This is a genomic window from Pseudomonas cyclaminis (genome assembly GCF_015163715.1).
Classification (GTDB): domain Bacteria; phylum Pseudomonadota; class Gammaproteobacteria; order Pseudomonadales; family Pseudomonadaceae; genus Aquipseudomonas; species Aquipseudomonas cyclaminis.
The window spans coordinates 1-2412 of the sequence record NZ_JADDUM010000320.1; the positions used below are offsets into that span (position 1 = coordinate 1).

General features: G+C 65.8%; 4 protein-coding genes. All 4 read right to left on the bottom strand.

Translation table 11 applies throughout. The features are described from left to right. Window positions 1–557 (bottom strand): PLP-dependent transferase (locus IQK56_RS29405; RefSeq protein WP_246500313.1); only part of this gene is annotated, 557 nt, incomplete at its 3' end. Then, window positions 554–1231: an amino acid ABC transporter permease gene (locus IQK56_RS29410; protein ID WP_193864000.1), complete on the bottom strand. Its 678-nt coding sequence runs from the start codon at window positions 1229–1231 to the stop codon at window positions 554–556. The genes IQK56_RS29410 and IQK56_RS29405, both read right to left, overlap by 4 nt. Beyond that, the gene (locus IQK56_RS29415; RefSeq protein WP_193864001.1) at window positions 1221–1958 is read right to left on the bottom strand and encodes an amino acid ABC transporter permease; all 738 of its coding nucleotides are present in this window, start codon (window positions 1956–1958) and stop codon (window positions 1221–1223) included. Before IQK56_RS29415 ends, IQK56_RS29410 begins: the two co-directional genes overlap by 11 nt. A gap of 72 nt (window positions 1959–2030) precedes the next feature. Beyond that, on the bottom strand, window positions 2031–2412 hold a 382-nt coding region (locus IQK56_RS30930; protein ID WP_206691997.1), incomplete at its 5' end, for a type 2 periplasmic-binding domain-containing protein.

Here is a 2412-nt window from a genome sequence, read left to right on the forward strand (position 1 = left end):
CCATGGGCGTGGGCCGCACGGGCGATGGCGGGAATGTCCTGCACTTCGAAGGTGCTGGAGCCGGGCGCTTCGGCATACACCAGGCGCGTATTCGGGCGCAGCAACCCGGCGATGTCCGCGCCGAGCATCGGCGCGAAATAGCTGGCCTGGATGCCATAGCGCGGCAGGATCTGGTCAAACACCTGGCGTGCGTGCCAGTAGCAGTTGTCGGTGACCAGGATGTGGTCGCCGGCCCGCGCCACCGCCAACACCGCACCGACAATCGCCGCCAGGCCGCTGGGCATGATCAGTCCGCGAAAGCCGCCTTCCAGCTCGGCCACCGCGTCTTCGAACGCGGCGGTGGTGGGGTTGCCGTTGCGCCCGTAGATATGACTGCGATAGTGCGGGTCGTCGGCCTGTTGCAGGTGATTTTGCAGGGTGCTGGTATCGGGCCAGATAAAGGTCGAGCTGCGATACACCGGGGTGTTGACGGTGCCGGCATGGTTGGCCGGATCGCGGCCGAGGTGGGTCAGCAAGGTGTCGTCGCGCATGGTGGCGGGTCTCGTCGAAAGGCTCATCGGCGTTCCAGCCGCCTGGCCCAGCGTGAAAGGGGGTAGATGTAGAGAAAGAACGCGATAAACACCACGCCATAGGCGGGCAGCAGCAGGTCGCTGCGCAACTGGCTGGAGAGGTGCGATTGCAGGGTGGTCATCAGCTCTTCCACACCCAGCAGATTGGCCAGGGACGTGGACATGGTCACCGCGCAATACAGGTTCATCCACGGCGCCACCAGGCTTGGCAGGGTCTGCGGGATGATCACGTAGCGCAGCGCCTGGCCATGGCGCAGCCCCAAGGCCTGGGCGGCCTCCCACTGGCCGGGCGGCACCGCGTACACGCCGCCGCGCACAATCTCCGAGAGATAGCCGATGGCAGGCAGCGCCAGGCCCAGCGCGACTTTCAGCCAGTCCGGCAACTGCCACCAACGCCCGGCCCACTGCACTTCGTAGGGCAGCAGGTAAGCCACGTAGAACATCACCACCAGCCACGGCAGGTTGCGCAACAAACGGCTCAGATGCCCGGCACCCCGGCGCAGGTGCGGGTGGGCGCTGACTTGCAGGCTACCGAGGGCGACACCCAGGATCGTCGCCACCAGCATCGCCGTGACGCCCATGAGAATATTCAGGCCAAAGCCTTGCAGCAGCGCGGGTGCCCATTGCCATAGCAGCAACAGGGGCGAAGGTTCAGGCTGCATTCGGCAACTCCTGGCCCGGCAGGCGCAGGTGATGTTCGAGGCGGCGCAACAGCCAACTGCTGAGGCCGATCAGCACCAGCCAGACCAGCAACAGCACCTGCATCATCTCGGCGACATTGAAGTTGTCGGACCAGATCCGGTTGCTCGCATAGAGCAACTCCGGCACCGCAATCGCGTAGGCAATCGAGGTCGATTTGATGGTCTGCACCACCGTATTGCCCATCGCCGGCAGGCTGTTGCGCAGCGCCAGCGGCAGCACGACATGGCGCAGCACCGTGCGCTCCTGCATGCCCAGGGCGGCCGCCGCCTGGAGGGTGGCGCGGGGTACGGCATCAATTCCGGCGCGCAGATTCACCGCCTGGAACGCGCCGCTGTGCAAGGCGATCACGATGATCGCCCACTGCGTGCCGTTGAGCAGGCGCACACCGTCCACCAGCGGCAGCAACGCACCGAGGCCGAAGTAGAAAAAGAACAACTGCACCAACAACGGCGTGTTGCGAAACAACGCCACATACGCGCCGCTGATCCCGCGCCACAGCCCTTGGCGCGAACCCAGGCCGGCGGCGCCGATGGCACCGATCAACAACGACAGCGCGATACTCGCCAGGGACAACAGCAACGTCAGGCCCAGGCCCAGCAGAAAGCGCTGACGGTCCATCGGGTCCCAGACGATGCTCAGCGACAGGCCGTGTTGTTCCAGCCACAGGCGCAGGCTGACCTCACTCATGGCGTGCCTGCGCATGCTGTTGCGCGACCCAGGCATTCGGCGCCAGGGCGTAACGCTGCTCCAGCTCGATGATCAGCCCATTGGCATGCCAGCCTTCGACAATGCTCGACACCGCCGCCAACAACGCGGGCTGGCCCTTGCGCAGGGCAATCCCCCACGCGCCGGCGCCTGGCCTGGCAGCTTGACCTCGTAGTCGGCCCATTCCGGCTGACGGGCGAGGGCGTTGTACAACGCATCGTCCCCCATCGCCCCCAGGCAACGGCTGTCCGCCACCGCCTTGCGCACCTCGGCGGTGCCATTAAACGACGCAAACTGCACGCCATAGCGACTCTCGAACGGCCGCACCCACACACTCGTGGCCGGCGCACAGAGCGTCTTGCCGCGCAGACTCTCCCAATCGGGCACCGGCGTACTTTTCGGCGCAAACACCGTAGCCGCCGAGCTGTAAAACCCC

Bases quoted from the DNA above. Each gene is read 5' to 3' on its own strand.
- IQK56_RS29410 (WP_193864000.1), bottom strand. From the start codon at position 1,231: ATGCAGCCTGAACCTTCGCCCCTGTTGCTGCTATGGCAATGGGCACCC.
- IQK56_RS29415 (WP_193864001.1), bottom strand. From the start codon at position 1,958: ATGAGTGAGGTCAGCCTGCGCCTGTGGCTGGAACAACACGGCCTGTCG.